Raw genomic sequence first — 14,875 nt, 5'->3', positions numbered from 1 at the left:
GGCTCGCATATGGTGATTCCGTCTTCACCACATTTTCTCTCTTGAATAATATAGATAAAGTCGATTGATTTAATCGGAATTAAAGTGAGGGATCGGGAATGGAAGGCGGAACAGCTTTATTCATACAAAAGTTTATACAATCTCCATTACAGGTAGGCAGTCTATTTCCTAGTTCCGCTGCGTTAGCTAAGAAAATGACATCTAACATAAATTGGGGAAACATTCGAACAGCCGCTGAACTTGGCGCTGGTACTGGGGTTATAACCCATGAAATTTTAAAAAATATGCATGCCGGCAGCCATCTTCATGTTTTTGAAAAAGACACTCAAATGAGGTGCGGACTACAGTTAAAATATCCTCAAGCCATTTATCATGAAGATGCTTGCGATCTATTAAACAGTATAGGAAAGGGTGAGGGTTCACTTGATGCTGTTTTTTCAGGTCTTCCCTTTTCAAATTTTAATAAAAATTTACGCAGTCAAATTGTTCAAGAAGTACATCGTTCTCTAAGAGAAGGTGGCATACTAGTTGCATTTCAATATTCAACACAGATGAAAAAGACGTTTCAAATGTATTTTAAACAAGTAGATATTACTTTTGTCCCGAAAAATTTCCCGCCTGCATTCGTATATATTTGTGAAAAATAAAAACCGACAACCATGAAAGGTTCCCGGTTAACATCCATACTAGCGATAAGAATGATCCAAATGGTCAGAAATCAGATGCTTATGAACCATGGCTTCCATTGCTGTAATAAGTAAAGCAACTAAGATTGAACCCCAAAACGTGATCGTGACAGCTGGTAAAATAAGAGATAAAAGGTAAACAAGAATTAAAGTAGAGACAAAATCGGCCATTAGTTGTTTTCCATATGAGATTCTCGAAATCATGATGTACTCCATCAGCACACCGATAGGAGCCAGTACGGCTGTGAACCAAATAATGGGCTGGACAAGCTTAAAGTCTACACTTTTAAAAAGGAAATTAGCTAGAATAAGGGCTAGCGGAATCCCTATAAATTTAATCAATAAGCTCTGCATGCAGAACCACTCCTTATAAATTGTTATTTTGCTGGCTAATTTCGCCTTCGTTCAGATAGAGGTTGGCATCTTCCAGTTTCTGATGCTGATCCAAAGATTCTCCGCGGAAGTTCTTATTTTTTGCGGTTTTTGTTTCTCTTTTTTCTCTGTTTTTATCGTTTGTCATCATAAACACCCCTTACGTTTTTAGAACTACTTTAATACAATCTTCTTTATGGTCATTGAACAATTCATATCCTCTAGCAGCCTCATCCAGCGGTATTGTATGTGTAATAATCTCACGTGGATCGAATTCTTCTGCTAAAATCTTGTTCATTAATGTCCCCATGAGATGGATAACAGGTGCCTGCCCCATTTTTAACGTAACGTTTCTAGAGAAGAATGCACCAAGAGGGAAGCTGTTATATAATCCACCATAAACTCCGGTAATTTGCACGGTACCGAATTTGCGGACTGCTTTTGTGGCGATTTGAATAGGACCAAGTGTGCCGCCTTGAAGCTTTAGGGTCTGACCAACTTTTTCAAAAGGTGATTTTTTGCCGTCCATCCCGACACAATCAATCACAACATCAGCTCCGCCTAATGTCATTTCTTTTAAATGTTCACCCGCATCTGCGAACTTTGTAAAATTAACGGTTTCTACATTGTTCATCTTTCTAGCCTTTAAAAGCCGGTATTCTAGGTGGTCAACAGCAATAACGCGATTCGCTCCAAGCATCCAAGCAAATTTTTGAGCAAACAGTCCAACTGGACCACAGCCTAGTACGATCACAGAATCTCCTTTTTTCATCCCACTGTTCAAAACACTCCAATACGCTGTCGGAAGAACATCAGATAAAAAAAGGAAATACTCGTCTTCCATTTCGATGGTAGGAGGAATCGACAGAGGCGTGAAGTTTGCAAAAGGAACTCTTAAATATTCTGCCTGACCACCCGGGTAATTGCCAAATTTTTCGGAGTATCCTAAATATCCTCCAGAGTCATAATGAGGGTTAGCATTATCACACTGGCTCTCCATTTGGTGTGTACAAAAGTGACAGCTGCCGCACGCTATGTTAAATGGAATAACGACACGGTCTCCCTTTTTTACAGAAGTTACGTCTGTCCCGATTTCTTCAACGATTCCCATCGGTTCATGACCAATTATATAGCCTTTAGGAAGTGGGAAATTACCTTGATAAAGATGGAGGTCAGATCCGCAAATGGTGGTTGATGTGATTCGGACAATAATGTCATCCTTTTTTAGCAGCTTCGGATCTTCCACATTTTTAACGTGTATATCTTTTTTACCCTGATACGTAACAGCCTTCATTTTTTCGCCTCCAATTACACAATCCCTATCAGAATGAACGTTGAGAGAATGTTTTATACCTTTTTTCAAAAGTAATCGTTCAAAGTGTCATAAAAAGGTTGGAGAGTGGGTATTACTTCAATAAGTAAGAAATTATAAGGAGGCGGGAGAGGTGGAATATTCGCTGTACAAAAAAGATGGCAAGTTTCCATGTGATGTTACGGTTGATTATGAAAACATGGTTTTTACTGTACGAGACAGCGATACAACGGGTGAGGTGTTCAACAGTGCGAGTGAAGTAGCGGAATGGATCAAGCAGCACTGGTCAGTTGAGCAATTTCAAAAACCCGATGATTATTATGACTTAATGAAGCATCTCGAGAGCTCTCTTCAGGAAGAAATTAAATACGAGTGAATATGGGTCAGGTGAAATTCTTCACCTGGCTTTTTTGTTTATATTTTTTCTATGGTGAATTATGGAAAGCTCTGTCATACTATAAAAAAGTTTGAATAGGGGAGTTTATCATGAAAACTAGGGATTTCGAGCGGTTGTTGCCGCAGCTGTTTGGAAAATGGCTGTCCACTTTTGACGATGAGGGAGAGTATGGTTTTACATACCGAGTTGAAAAAGACATAAAAAAGATTGCATATGCGACTAACCTCACACCAGAGACGGTTGAGAAAGCAGCAAAAGTAAATGCTGATCTTCTTATTACGCATCACGATGCATGGGATTTTCTTTTTGGCATGAGAGAAGTGTGTGTGGAAGAACTGGAGAAGCATGAAATCTCACATTTTTTCATTCACTCACCGCTTGATTTTATACATTTCGGAACATGTACAGCATTATTTGAACAGATTGATATTGATGAGATTACTTGCTATTCCACTTATGAAAATGATAAGGAGTATCCGGGAATAGGAACCTTTAGCATATCTCTTTCATTTTCGGAGCTGAAAAACCGTCTGGAACATAAGCTGGAAGAACCAGTGAAAGCATGGCAAAACAATAATCGTCCGGTTAAAAAAGTCGCGATATTAACAGGTGCAGGCAACAACTCTGCGTTGATTAAGTATGCAAAAGAAAATGGATGCGATGCTTTTATTACCGGGGAACGCACCTTATATTCTGTGCAATACGCTAAGTTTGCTGGAATGAACTTATATGTGGGAAGCCATACGTATACCGAAATTTTTGGTGTGGAGAATTTAGCATTAAAGATTCAGAAAGCATACCCTGTTCTTGAAATTATCCGGATAAATGAAGAACACATTGAATCCGTATAAAATCATCGTTTAACTTGTAACTGATACATAAACCTCCTTTTAGCAGGAGGTTTTTTTATTTTGGATTAAACTTCAATGTTATAAAATTGGTTTCATCTAATTAAATGAATCCGTACATATTAATAAAGTTGTTAAATGAAAAAGCATATGGTTATTAATGTTACATAATAGTGTGATAAACTAGTGTTAAGTAACATTAGATTAGGTGATGATTCAAGTGGAAACTGTTGAAGCACTAAGAGATATTAAAGAGATTAACGCAATCAAACGATATTTAAAGAAACAATCTGAACGAGATTATGTTCTTTTTGTATTTGGTATTAATACTGGATTGAAAATCACTGAGATACTTTCCATTAAAGTCGAAGATATCATGACTGAACAACCAGTCATTAAAGACTTTTATACTTGGGTGCCTAAAGAGGAAGAACCCAAAAAAGACGTGTATTTGAATGAGTCCGTAAAGAAGGTTTTGCTTCAATATATCCAGTCTTCCTGCTTGAAAAGAGACGATTATTTGTTTTTATCAAAAAAAACAAAACTGCCTATAACCAGACAGCAAGCATACCGAATCATCAATCAGGCTGCCAATCATGTAGGAATTAAGGGTAAGATCGGCACCAACTCCATGCGTAAAACTTTTGGTTTTCATGCATTTAAACGGGGAGTTGCGATATCTCTTCTGCAAAAACACTTCAATCATTCAACTCCTTCTGACACATTTAAATATTTGGGGATATCAAAATGTGAAGATATTAAAACTCAGATTGATGTAAGACTTTAAATTTTTATTAGTAATACTGAAATTGGAGGTACAAAGCATGACAGAAGAAGCGGCAATTAATGATCAGCTAACCGAACAATTGAATAAGCAGCACCGAAAACTAACAAAGGGGAAACTTGCCCTTAGAGCAACATTAATTACATTTGGCGCAATCTTGATGGCGGTCGGGCTGGAGATTTTCTTAGTACCAAACAACGTTATTGATGGCGGAATTGCCGGAATTTCAATTATGGCTTCTCATTTAACTGGTTTAAGTCTCGGAATCTTTCTATTTGGGCTGAACTTGCCATTCATTTTTATTGGTTATAAACAAATCGGTAAAACTTTTGCTATTTCAACTTTATATGGAATTATTATTCTTTCTATTGCAACAACATTACTTCATCCAGTTCCGCCTTTTACAGATGATCTGCTGCTTGCTACCGTTTTTGGCGGAATTTTTATCGGTGTAGGGATTGGCATGGTTATCCGAAGCAATGGTTCATTAGACGGTACAGAAATACTAGCTATTTTGTCCAACAGCAAACTTCCTTTTTCTGTTGGTGAAATCATAATGTTCTTTAACATCTTTATTCTTGGAGCAGCAGGTTTTGTCTTTACATGGGACAGAGCAATGTACTCTTTAATCGCTTATTTTATTGCCTATAAAACAATTGATTTAACCATTACAGGACTGGAAGAATCAAAGTCGGCCTGGATTATCAGTGAAAATCATAAAGAAATTGGCGAAGCCATCCTTCACAGACTTGGGCGAGGTGTTACTTATTTAAAAGGTGAAGGAGCTTATACCGGAGACGAAAAAGGTGTTGTGTTCTGTGTCATTACCCGTTTAGAAGAAGCGAAATTAAAGGACATCGTAGACGAGTTTGATGCCAGTGCATTTCTTGCGATTGCAGACATCGCTGAAGTGAAAGGCGGAAGGTTTAAAAAGAGAGGTATCCACTAAAATATAAAAACGCCTCAAACTATGAACTAAACCTCTTATTGTTAGAATATGTCTATCAATGGGGTTTAGCTCATTAAGGGGCGTTTTTTTACTTGCTTACAAGTGATTCTTTTAATAGCCACACTATACCTGTTAGCAGGGTTTCGGCAACAAAGTCTGGCTGAATCTGTGATGTATTATGGTTTTGCTCATAGGCACTTTTTCCTGAGCCGGTAAGAACTAATACCGCTATGCACCCTGCAGATTTTGCAGATAAAATGTCTGTCCAGCGATCTCCGAAAACAGCACATTTTGATAAGTCTAAAGAATGTTCCTGTGCTGCCTTTTCGAGCATTCCAGTGGCTGGTTTTCGGCATGAACAGCCTTCTTTGTGATGATGGGGACACAAGTAGACGCCATCAAAACCAAATTCTTTAAGTTCACTGATAAAGTCAGATTCATTCGCTTCACCTCTGCTGATCCCGGGCTGATTGGTAAATGAAAACACTTGAAGGTCTTTCCTTTTTAACTGTTGAATCAAATTGGCTGAATATGAAAACAGTTCGAACTCTCCAGGATATTCTACGACATCAGAGCCGCCTATTGTTCCGTCACGGTCCAAGAAAACAGCTTGTATTTTCACTTTATCAGCTCCTAATCGATTTTTATGCTGGCATGAGGGCATTTTTCTTTTAACAATGTTAAGAATTGATTCCGGTCTTTAGGCGAAATTAGTGCCATTCCGAATTGATACGTGATGTGGATACGTTTGAGTGATAGTGCCAGGCTCGATAATGGATTCCATGTTTTGTGTGCAGAAGTGATCACCCGGTAAGGAATTCGTTTACGAATCGGTCCGCAGCGAATGATTAGTTCGTTTTCGTCTAAAACATAATAGGTGGAAAACCATAGCCAGCTGATGAAAAGAATGATTACAACGTTCAATAAAATGGTTAGAATCGACTCTCCTAAACTCGCTTTCTCTGCGGTTATGGCAGAAAAACTGATAAAAATACCATAACCAATACTGCCCCAAAGTACCAATCCCAGCCAAAAATCTCTTTTCGATGTGAATTTAATGGCTAACACCTCCAGCAATAAGATTGATTGATGTAATCATTAGATGAAGAGCTAAGAACATACAAAGCGTGATGATAATTGTGTTTTTCTTTTTATACGCGTACCTGAAAAAAATAAATAACGAACAAGAATACAATGCTATTTAGAATAAAAAAGACCGCAAAATGGTAATCGTGTAGGAGATAAGAACGGACAAGCCATGGGAAAACAGGATATAAGATAACAACTAATAAAAAGAAACCTATTAAACGATGCTTCATCTTTTCGCGTCCAATCTATAGTACCCATCGTTTCCATTATACGGTAAAATAGGTGAGGCTTGCAGGATAAAAATAATGGTGGATGCGAAATGGAGATCTTATTAATCTTGACACGGAGAATTAGAGAATTTCGAATGAGGATTGAAACCATTCTTTTTAAGATTCTAGCAGACTCAAACGAGACACAGGTAAAGTCGTTCATTTTTTAAATAATACGAGCCACCTTGATTCAGATGAAGAGCTTAAGTCATTTTAAGCTCTTCTTTTTTCAATCCTTTCCCTTCTGTGTAACTTTTTTCATATTCATCCGTATTGATTAATAGGGTAAAGAAGTACACTAAAAAGGGGACAGTATATGAATATCTTTTTATTTTCAATTGTGGTGGGGCTGGCAGCATCGCTTGTGATCCTTCCGATATCACCGATGTCAAAGCCGTCAAAAAAAGAAACAAAATACAATTTCAAAGGCGCTATTATAGGTACAATCATTTGTACGGTTCCTATTGTGTTCGTCTTCTATTATGTTACAAATCTTGACCGCAATTTTTCTTCTGTTTGGATTCTCGCAATCATTATCACTGCAATAGGTGCGTTTTTTGCAACTGGGAAAGAACGGCTGATTAAATCTTTGCTTTTCACACTAAGCATTCTTATCGGGTTTTATTTTTTTACGGCAGGCTTATTCAATGCTGATGAAAAATATCAGACGGCAAAAATGGAGGAAAAGACTGAGATTGATACTTTTGATGAGAAAGAAACACCTGCGAGTGTACCGCCGAAATTTGCCCGTAACAAGATGAGAAAGTCATTTGGGCAGGTGCCGAACACAAGCTACTATGAACTTGGAAATCTTCAGATCCAAAAAATTAAAGGAGAATACGTGTATATTGCACCTGTAGAGTTTTCTGGCTTCTTTAAATGGTGGAACGGCGATGTGACACCAGGTTACTTTACGCTTAGTGCAACTGATAGTTCAGCGAACCCGAAGTTTATAAAAACGGATATGTCTTATACACCATCGTCTTATTTTAATAAAAACATGGAACGTCACATGCGATCGAAATATCCTGAATACATCTTTTATGGTGATCCCCAGCTGGAGATCGATGATAACGGAAAACCTTTTTACGTATGTTCATATGGGGAGTTTATCTCTGCACGAAACGGATTTGAAGTAAGAGGAAGTGTTGTCGTCGATCCTAAGAACGGGCAGACGAAAGACTACAGATTGAAAGACGTGCCATCCTTTATTGACGGTGCAGTTTCACCAGAGACGGTAAGTCTGCAAAACAGTTATTTTGGAAACTATGTTCACGGGTTCTTGAACAGCTTGTTTGGCAAGAAAGATGTAAAACTGCCATCTGATGAAGGGACAGAAGCTAACGTAAGTCCGATCTTTGATGAAAACGGAGATATGTACTATTTTACAGATTTCACGAGTCCGAAAGAGGGAGTCGATTCTATGCTGGGCTACTCGCTGACGAATGCGAGAACCGGCAAGGCCACCTACTATACTGTTAATCTAGAGGAATCTTATATGGACTCTCAAGGTGCACTGCAGATTATTCAGAAGAAGTTCATCGAAAAGAAATGGGACGGTGAAATGCCAGTTCTTTATAACTTCTACGGAGAAGCAAGCTGGCTGACACCTGTACTTGATTCAAATGGATTCCTTCAGAATTATTTTATTGTATCTGCAGCAAATCCTGAGATTTCAGCTTTTGGAAACTCGCCAAATAGTGCACTGAAATTATACAAGACAGCCTTGCAGCGTGGAGGAGGTTCTGTTGACGGAAGTTCCAATGCTGAAGAGGAACAAGTAGAAGGAACGGTGCTTCGGGTCTATAAAGAAAAAACAGGAGACGTTACCATCGTGTCATTTCTGTTAGACGATCGTCAGAACTATATGGCTTCCTCTGAAAATAATCCGCTCGCGATCTACTTAAAAGAAGGAGATCAAGTGGAAGTGACTTATCAAAATACAGGAGAAGCGTTCCTTCCTGTAACCGAAATGAAAATTAAAGGTCTGGAGTAAAACAAAAAGCAGAGCATTTCGCGTTGGAAATGCTGCTGCTTTTTTCATTCCTATTATTGAGCTGGCACATAACGTCTTGCGCCAGAGAACTCAACTGCGTATGCAGGAGTTGAGATGGGGTCCATACGAACTGTAGATGCTGTATTCGGCGAATGGATCATCATACCATTTCCAGCGTACATAGCAACATGATGCACTCGTCCCTTTCCTTCATCATAAGCAAAGAACATCAGATCTCCTGGTTGAAGCTGATCTTTATCTACTATCAAACCTTCTTTGGATTGGGGACCGGAGTCTCTTGGAATCGTAATACCGTTAGCTTTGTGAACGGTATGTGTAAATCCGGAACAGTCAAAGCCAAAACCTGCCGCTCCTGCCCAAAGGTAAGGAAGGCCGAGGAACTTTTTCGCTTCCTCTACAAGCTGCTCACCCGTTGGAACAGGAATATCACTTTCACTTGTATAAATCTTCGCATCCTTCGCATCCAGCCAGCGTACTTTGCCTTCTGGTGTTAAGACGGCAATGGTATGGGGAAATTCTTTTACAACAGGAAGTTTTGTATTATAACTTAACTCTAGGTCTTGTTTATGGCCGAATGGTGCTTTAGACAGCCATGCAGTCGGACTCGTGATGAGAGCAAAAGGCTTACCTTCAGCACTCTCGAAACGGTCGGAAGTTGTCAGCTGCGCTAATGGCATCCATCCCGGATAACCGAGCGAGTTCCTTGGGGTAGGTTGTCCGTAGACTGCCACCTTCACCCATTCTCCTTGCTGCTCTAAGACTCGTACCTTTTGTCCGTAAAGAGCTTGTGTCTCAAGCTCTCCAACAAGCCAAAGTTTTTCTTCATAAGACATACTGGTTGTCCAGCTTCTGAGATCAACGGGATTTGAGAGAGAAGGTGCATCAATATCTTCTCTTGCAGCATCTGGCCCTACCCATAGGGTAGCTGCAGCTACATCAACATACAAATCTGTCCCTACAACATTGGAGTCTGTTGTTCCTTTTTCAGCAGAAGCGGTGTTTGTGAATAAGCCAAGTAACATCGCAAGCGAAAAAAGGATTTTCATTAGTTTTCGCATTTTTTGTCGCTCCTTTTTTTCTTTTTGTTCACCATTCGTGTCTTTGCTAAGGTTTTCCTTTTGGAAAGTTTAAAGATAAGCCAAATATCCTTTTCTGGAGGGATCATACCCTCAACCTAATGAACTAATTAAGGGGATTTGCAGGTCAAAAGAAGGATAAAAAGCCATGGTATGAAACAGTAGGGTGATTGGGTGAAAATGTGAAAATGTAGGAACATGGTTGAAACAAAAGGTGTTCGGTGTGAAACTCATAGAACTTGGGGTGACAACCTACATTAAATGGCGTGAAAGGATAATAAATATGAGAACACGTACCGTAAAACTGTGAACTAAAGAGCATCTAATTATGAAAAAAACTGACTCAAAAGAATATTTCCTTTGAGTCAGCCCTTTAACTGATTAATAAACGATTCACTTCCATCAGGTGGTTTCCGTAAACAACAAATGCAGATAACACACCGGCAAGGAGAAGATATAAGATCAGTACAACAATCTTTGTTTTTAAGTTTGAAACGTAATAATTTTTCTGCTGAGCATAAGCCTTTTCTGTTTCTGCTTTTTCAGCTAGTAAACTTTTTTCATACGCTTCGAAATAAGCAGCAATATTGAAATCAGGAAACTGAGGAAGCGTTGCAATTCCTTCAGGGTCAGATTCTTGATATGCTTCTATTATTTTTTCTCTGTTTCTGCAGTTTTTATCATATTCATCTTGAAGTGTTTTTAAAAAGCGTTCGCGGTTATTAAGCATTTCCAGCTCTACACTTATTTGATGTTTTTCAATCTTTTTCTTGTCTTGCAATATTGGGAATGTGAATCCGGTTGGAACACTGTCTTTAACTCTGTTTCTGGCAATGCGTACCTCTTCGATATAGGTTCCGATAATATACGAGAAGTTTGGCATATCTCGATATTCGTTCAATCCTTGTTGAATATCCGCAAGTTTTTGCTGTTCTGTCTCGAACGCTTCGAGTGTAAGTTCTGTTTTTTTATGTTCAAAGTCTTCACGTACCCGTTTCCACCACGTCAGGATACCGAAAAGGAAGATTAAGAAGATAATCGGATCAGGTGAAATGAATAAATACGGTATGACGATAAGCAAACCGATAAACCAAATTTTTGTAGACAAGACACCTACAATTCGTCCTCCATCAAGCGGTGAAACAGGAAATAGATTAAATAAATTGATCATTGCTCCTAAAAAGATAACGAGACCCCAATAAGGCTGGCCAGTCGTTTCATATAAGAAAACAGCCGGTAAGAACGATAACAGACCAAACAACGGGCCGGCATAAGCGATATATGCCTCATCCTTGGCGTTCTTAGGCATTTCTTTCATTCCGATTGCTGCCCCCATAAAAGGTATAAATATGGCAGGAGAAGTTTTGATTCCTTTTTGTTTAGCGGCGACCAAATGTCCCATTTCGTGTACAAATATTAAATAGACAATGGCTACTGCAAATTTCCATCCATAAAAAGCCGCGTATGCGCCAAGTGATATAAACATGGAAATAAGTGTTGCGAATTTACCTAGTTTTAATAGGCCAAATACCCATTTTAATTTGCTCATTAAGAATATACCAACACCAGCTAGGATGGTCCAAGCCCTAGATTGGTTTTGCTTGTGTGCTTTTTCAGCCATGTATAAATCCCCCAAATATGAATTCTTACATCTATCTTAAAGGAAATACGTTTGAAGTGGAAAGAAAGTTTCTTTTTCGTGATAATACCTTTTTCTGTCGTTTTTTTATATACAATAGCGGGTATACGAAATTTGTACCCCTCAATTGATATGCAATGATATCGAATGATTTGTAAAGATGAGAAGGAGGGATCGGTTTGCCTATACAAAACGATCAATCGATTCAAGCAGACCCTTTTGTTTTGAGCAAATCCGAAGTTCTACACGCAGTAAAGGAATACTTGGGACGTGAAGGCTATGAAACAAGAGATCTTGTAGATTTGTGCGGTATTGATCTTGCAGCTGCGAACGAATACCACACGTTGGTTATTGAGGCTCAAGGAAACCACGTTGAACATCATGCAAAAGACATTGTATTTACAGGAAGCCAGCTGGAGCAACATCTCGGCTGCCAGCTTGTAAAACTGCTTAGAAACTACGAAAAAAGTCCGGCGAAGACGCTGGTGATGGCGAACCCGGATACCCCTCGATTAAGGAAACTGGCAGACAACATGAAGCAAGCTCTAGATGACCTTGGCGTTATCCGGTTCTGGGTAAAAGAGGATGGAAGTATTGAGTGGGAGTAAAAAGAGATTAAAGAAAGCACCGGAGAATTTCTCCGGTGCTATTTTACTTTTTCGATTCTTTCATGACTATCTTCATAAAGCTCTGGAAGTACATTCATCTCTTCAATTTCACGCTTTGTTTTTTCCGTTCCGAGTAAATAGAGGCTTCGGAACAATTCGTATACGAGTTTGCTGTCTTTACCGCGATGATAATCCGCATGCGATTCTTCGAAGTGTCTTTTAGGTGAAAAAATGTCTAGGCCTTCTTGTTTGCTGTTGGCTTTCATCTCATAAAAAAGGTGCTCTAGCTGCTTTTTTTCATCGTATGAAGCTTGAATTTCAAAATAGTGAATATGATCATCTGCCGGAATCGGCTGAATTTCCCCTTTAGCGGTTACAAAGAATATTTCTTTTTGTTCCATATTTAAAACCTCCTTTTTCTTTCCATTCCTCCTGAAAGAGTTTTCGAAACATGAAGGATACAGCGTCTTTACAAAGGAATTATGTTAAGAGGAGTGTGATGATTTGGAGTTGTTAATCTTTAACGGACCCATCATCGCGTTGTATGTGATGACTGCAGTTCTTGTTATCATGACCATCTTTGTTATCTTTTGTGTGAAGTATGTAAATAAGAAAGTGAAAACGATTAAAGAAGAAGAAAAGAAGCTATCATGATGACAGCTTCTTTTTAATATAGATCTGCATTTCTTTTTAATAAAGAATAAACATACATATCAAAAAATTCATTTTCTGCTTTTTGATACTCTTTTAAAAGCGCTTCTTGTGTAAAGCCCAGCTTCTCTACCAGTACACGAGAAGACGAATTTTCTGGTCTGATCGTTGCAGCAATCCTATTAAATTCAAGTCCATTAAATCCATAATGAAGGATTGCGCGCAATGCTTCGTTCATATATCCTTTATGCCAATAGCTTCGGTTCAGTTCGTATCCAAGTTCTGTTCGTTGATCTGACTTGCTCCAGTTATGAAAACCGCATGTACCAACCAGCTTGTTTTCTTCCTTTAATGTAATTCCCCAGCGGATCGCACTCCCAGATTTAAAACCTTTTTCAAAAGCTTCAATAAGTGAAAAAGCATCTTCTTCAGATTTTAATGGTTCCATCCCATAATATTTCAGTGCATCGGCATCTGAAAAGGTGGAGAAAATTTCTGCGATATCTGATTGAAGGACTGGACGAAGTTTCAGCCGTTCGGTATCAATAACAGGAAAAGTATTGTAAGTGTTCAAAAAAGCACCTCCATTTTTAAGATATAGATTTAAGCTTCATCTCATCTATAAACAGCTTTGTTAAGTAGGGATCCCACTGTGTGCCTTTTCCGCTTTCTAAAATACCTAATGCTTTTTCATGGGTCATCCCTTTTCGATACGGTCTGTCGGATGTCATAGCATCATAAGCATCGGCTACGGCGATGATTCTGCCGAAGATCGGAATCTCATCACCTGAGAGCTGTTCAGGATATCCTTTGCCATCATATCGTTCATGGTGATAACGCACACCAGGAAGGAGGGGTTTCATCGCTTCATAAGGCTGAACTTGTGCAAGGATGTCAGCACCGATAACTGGATGTTTTTTAATCTGCTCAAATTCCTCGGGAGTAAGCTGTTCTTCTTTTAAAAGAACAATATCTGGTATGCCGATCTTACCTATATCATGCAGAAGTGCAGCTTTTCTCAGTTGGAGCAGCTGCTGAAACGGAAGACCGGCCATCTGCCCGATTTTCATCGCATAATCGGCAACACGTAAACTATGCCCTGCTGTATAGGGATCTCTCGCGTCTAATGTAGCAGCCATGGTCGCAAAAAAACTTTCGAGCAGCTGTTTGTTTTCATGTTCACGCGACTGGATAGCCCGTGCCATATGATTAAAGCCTTTGATGAGCTTTGAAAATTCATCTGAATAAAGATCATCTACTTTTGCATTTGAATTCCCTGTCCGGACTTCATACATGCCCGCTTGAAGTTCATTCATAGGCTGCTGTATATCTTTGAACAGAAGATATGCACCAAATATAGCAAAAGAAATGCCGATTAACAGTACAAAAAATGCCCAGCTCCAATAAGAATCATTAATTGGTGCAGAGATTTGATATAGTCGAACCTGATTGGCAAGTGCGAACAATAAAAGCGGAAAAGTACCAATGAAAAGTGTGCTCCACTGAATTTTTCTCTGGATCGAAATATGTCTTGATGTTGCAAGGGACAGGATAACACCGTGATCCCTCAATGTCCGTTCCTGAATATTCTTTAATACTGGCTGAACAGCTTTTGTCGTTAAAAAGAACTCAATAATTGCATGCATGCCAGCAACTAAAATCGCCCCAAGTGAGGCAAGATATATGTAGTAATAAGGCAACGATAAATAGTTAAAGTAGATAGCAGCAGCGGTTAAACAAACTGCGGGGATCGAAAGTCCTAAAAGATGTGGTCCCAGGATCCGTTTAACCGTTCTGATCGGAAAATGATGAGCATGAAAGTATGCTTTTTCAGCCATCTGCAATGATGGATGCTTCTTGCTGAAATATGTTCTAAAAACGGATGTATGCATACGAAAAAACAGATATTCTAATGAAAACATAATTAAGCAAGATGACACAAGTATACCGAAAAGTACAAGGAATTCTTGCGCAGAAAAACGGAGTGTAGTAAATAGAAAGACGCCGCCAACTCCTAAAACTGCAGCAGTTGATCCTATCACATAGTTCTTTAATAAACGTCTTTCAAATTGATCGTAAATCGTCAAAGTCCCACCCGCCATTCTTACTGTTACTTTTAAAAAGATACTAATAGCATACCTTACAAAAACTTGGAAAAAAAGCTATTTTTCTACACTT

The 14,875-nt window shown here is 38.9% G+C and carries 17 protein-coding genes and 1 pseudogene; 8 read left to right on the top strand and 10 right to left on the bottom strand.

Going from position 1 to position 14,875, the window contains the following annotated elements; translation table 11 throughout:
* Window positions 1-98: 98 nt before the first annotated feature.
* Complete coding sequence (locus tag M3196_RS12920; protein WP_251322735.1) at window positions 99-647, top strand: class I SAM-dependent methyltransferase; 549 nt, start codon at window positions 99-101, stop codon at window positions 645-647.
* A gap of 39 nt (window positions 648-686) precedes the next feature.
* Here the strand turns inward: M3196_RS12920 and M3196_RS12915 are convergent, their stop codons facing one another.
* Genes M3196_RS12915 through M3196_RS12905 form a run of 3 tightly spaced genes read right to left on the bottom strand, consistent with a single transcriptional unit; the run spans window position 687 to window position 2,352 of the window.
* Complete coding sequence (locus M3196_RS12915) at window positions 687-1,040, bottom strand: DUF2512 family protein (protein ID WP_251322734.1); 354 nt, start codon at window positions 1,038-1,040, stop codon at window positions 687-689.
* 13 nt (window positions 1,041-1,053) lie between these two features.
* Window positions 1,054-1,206 (bottom strand): hypothetical protein, encoded by a 153-nt coding sequence (locus M3196_RS12910; protein WP_251322733.1) that lies wholly within the window; start codon window positions 1,204-1,206, stop codon window positions 1,054-1,056.
* A 12-nt stretch (window positions 1,207-1,218) separates the two neighbouring features.
* Complete coding sequence (locus M3196_RS12905) at window positions 1,219-2,352, bottom strand: zinc-dependent alcohol dehydrogenase (protein ID WP_251322732.1); 1,134 nt, start codon at window positions 2,350-2,352, stop codon at window positions 1,219-1,221.
* 151 nt (window positions 2,353-2,503) lie between these two features.
* Between M3196_RS12905 and M3196_RS12900 the strand changes: the two genes are divergently transcribed.
* The 4 genes from M3196_RS12900 (at window position 2,504) to M3196_RS12885 (ending at window position 5,348) form a co-directional block, all read left to right on the top strand.
* Window positions 2,504-2,746, top strand: a complete 243-nt coding sequence (locus M3196_RS12900; protein ID WP_077362128.1) for a hypothetical protein — start codon at window positions 2,504-2,506, stop codon at window positions 2,744-2,746.
* Window positions 2,747-2,856: 110 nt separating this feature from the next.
* On the top strand, window positions 2,857-3,618 hold the full coding sequence (locus tag M3196_RS12895) for a Nif3-like dinuclear metal center hexameric protein (RefSeq protein WP_251322731.1): 762 nt from the start codon (window positions 2,857-2,859) through the stop codon (window positions 3,616-3,618).
* A gap of 217 nt (window positions 3,619-3,835) precedes the next feature.
* On the top strand, window positions 3,836-4,402 hold the full coding sequence (locus M3196_RS12890; protein ID WP_251322730.1) for a tyrosine-type recombinase/integrase: 567 nt from the start codon (window positions 3,836-3,838) through the stop codon (window positions 4,400-4,402).
* A 37-nt stretch (window positions 4,403-4,439) separates the two neighbouring features.
* Window positions 4,440-5,348 (top strand): YitT family protein, encoded by a 909-nt coding sequence (locus tag M3196_RS12885; RefSeq protein ID WP_251322729.1) that lies wholly within the window; start codon window positions 4,440-4,442, stop codon window positions 5,346-5,348.
* A gap of 88 nt (window positions 5,349-5,436) precedes the next feature.
* Here M3196_RS12885 and M3196_RS12880 read toward each other — a convergent pair whose 3' ends face one another.
* Together M3196_RS12880 and M3196_RS12875 are read right to left on the bottom strand one after the other, a co-directional pair.
* Complete coding sequence (locus tag M3196_RS12880) at window positions 5,437-5,970, bottom strand: HAD-IIIA family hydrolase (RefSeq protein WP_251322728.1); 534 nt, start codon at window positions 5,968-5,970, stop codon at window positions 5,437-5,439.
* A gap of 11 nt (window positions 5,971-5,981) precedes the next feature.
* Window positions 5,982-6,416: a PH domain-containing protein gene (locus tag M3196_RS12875; protein ID WP_251322727.1), complete on the bottom strand. Its 435-nt coding sequence runs from the start codon at window positions 6,414-6,416 to the stop codon at window positions 5,982-5,984.
* A 606-nt stretch (window positions 6,417-7,022) separates the two neighbouring features.
* On the opposite strand from M3196_RS12875, the gene M3196_RS12870 reads away from it, so the two are divergent.
* Complete coding sequence (locus M3196_RS12870) at window positions 7,023-8,702, top strand: DMT family transporter (RefSeq protein WP_251322726.1); 1,680 nt, start codon at window positions 7,023-7,025, stop codon at window positions 8,700-8,702.
* Between the two features lie 53 nt (window positions 8,703-8,755).
* Here M3196_RS12870 and M3196_RS12865 read toward each other — a convergent pair whose 3' ends face one another.
* Window positions 8,756-9,781 carry an NlpC/P60 family protein gene (locus M3196_RS12865; protein WP_251322725.1) on the bottom strand — a complete coding sequence of 342 codons (1,026 nt, stop codon included), beginning with the start codon at window positions 9,779-9,781 and terminating at the stop codon, window positions 8,756-8,758.
* Between the two features lie 1,095 nt (window positions 9,782-10,876).
* Window positions 10,877-11,420, bottom strand: a pseudogene (locus tag M3196_RS12860) (site-2 protease family protein); the annotation flags it as partial.
* A gap of 197 nt (window positions 11,421-11,617) precedes the next feature.
* Here M3196_RS12860 and M3196_RS12855 point away from each other — a divergent pair.
* A complete protein-coding gene (locus M3196_RS12855; RefSeq protein ID WP_251322724.1) occupies window positions 11,618-12,046 on the top strand; it encodes a hypothetical protein in 429 nt (142 codons plus the stop codon).
* A gap of 38 nt (window positions 12,047-12,084) precedes the next feature.
* Here the strand turns inward: M3196_RS12855 and M3196_RS12850 are convergent, their stop codons facing one another.
* Complete coding sequence (locus tag M3196_RS12850; RefSeq protein ID WP_251322723.1) at window positions 12,085-12,447, bottom strand: hypothetical protein; 363 nt, start codon at window positions 12,445-12,447, stop codon at window positions 12,085-12,087.
* Window positions 12,448-12,550: 103 nt separating this feature from the next.
* Here M3196_RS12850 and M3196_RS12845 point away from each other — a divergent pair, with 103 nt between their 5' ends.
* Entirely contained in the window at window positions 12,551-12,700 is a 150-nt protein-coding gene (locus tag M3196_RS12845) for a hypothetical protein (protein ID WP_251322722.1), read from the top strand.
* A 13-nt stretch (window positions 12,701-12,713) separates the two neighbouring features.
* Here the strand turns inward: M3196_RS12845 and M3196_RS12840 are convergent, their stop codons facing one another.
* Complete coding sequence (locus M3196_RS12840; protein ID WP_251322721.1) at window positions 12,714-13,271, bottom strand: GNAT family N-acetyltransferase; 558 nt, start codon at window positions 13,269-13,271, stop codon at window positions 12,714-12,716.
* Window positions 13,272-13,287: 16 nt separating this feature from the next.
* Window positions 13,288-14,784 (bottom strand): HD-GYP domain-containing protein, encoded by a 1,497-nt coding sequence (locus M3196_RS12835; RefSeq protein ID WP_251322720.1) that lies wholly within the window; start codon window positions 14,782-14,784, stop codon window positions 13,288-13,290.
* Window positions 14,785-14,875: the final 91 nt, after the last annotated feature.

Origin of the sequence: Fictibacillus nanhaiensis (genome assembly GCF_023715445.1) — a bacterium.
Taxonomy (GTDB): Bacteria; Bacillota; Bacilli; order Bacillales; family Fictibacillaceae; genus Fictibacillus; species Fictibacillus nanhaiensis_D.
Note: the sequence above shows the minus strand (reverse complement) of the source record. Positions and strands in the feature narration are given on the sequence as shown.

Coding starts and splice junctions, on each gene's coding strand:
- M3196_RS12865 (WP_251322725.1), bottom strand. CDS start 9,781: ATGCGAAAACTAATGAAAATCCTTTTTTCGCTTGCGATGTTACTTGGC.
- M3196_RS12885 (WP_251322729.1), top strand. CDS start 4,440: ATGACAGAAGAAGCGGCAATTAATGATCAGCTAACCGAACAATTGAAT.
- M3196_RS12920 (WP_251322735.1), top strand. CDS start 99: ATGGAAGGCGGAACAGCTTTATTCATACAAAAGTTTATACAATCTCCA.
- M3196_RS12915 (WP_251322734.1), bottom strand. CDS start 1,040: ATGCAGAGCTTATTGATTAAATTTATAGGGATTCCGCTAGCCCTTATT.
- M3196_RS12895 (WP_251322731.1), top strand. CDS start 2,857: ATGAAAACTAGGGATTTCGAGCGGTTGTTGCCGCAGCTGTTTGGAAAA.
- M3196_RS12870 (WP_251322726.1), top strand. CDS start 7,023: ATGAATATCTTTTTATTTTCAATTGTGGTGGGGCTGGCAGCATCGCTT.
- M3196_RS12905 (WP_251322732.1), bottom strand. CDS start 2,352: ATGAAGGCTGTTACGTATCAGGGTAAAAAAGATATACACGTTAAAAAT.
- M3196_RS12850 (WP_251322723.1), bottom strand. CDS start 12,447: ATGGAACAAAAAGAAATATTCTTTGTAACCGCTAAAGGGGAAATTCAG.
- M3196_RS12910 (WP_251322733.1), bottom strand. CDS start 1,206: ATGACAAACGATAAAAACAGAGAAAAAAGAGAAACAAAAACCGCAAAA.